Raw genomic sequence first — 267 nt, 5'->3', positions numbered from 1 at the left:
TAAGGAAACCGTTATTAAAGATATTTCGGATGCTATTCAGCAGGGAATTAGTTACCTGACGGAAGACCGCAAAAAAGAAGGGCTGGCGCTGAATTTATCTGTTGAACGAAATATTATGTTAGGAAACTACCCTGAATATTCCGATCGTTTTGGGAATGTCGATTCGCGTCGTTGCCAACAAACCAGTGAGGAACAGGTAAAAGCGTTAAGGATTAAAACGCCAAATCTTGAACAGGCGGCATTAAATCTAAGTGGAGGAAACCAGCA

The 267-nt window shown here is 41.6% G+C and carries 1 pseudogene; it reads left to right on the top strand.

Annotation, left to right across the window (positions count from 1 at the left end):
* A pseudogene (locus SB775_RS30095) lies at window positions 1-267 on the top strand (D-xylose ABC transporter ATP-binding protein); the annotation flags it as partial.

This window comes from Peribacillus sp. SIMBA_075 (assembly GCF_046534585.1).
The sequence above is the reverse complement of the archived record's forward strand: the minus strand, read 5'-3'. Positions and strand labels throughout refer to the sequence as shown.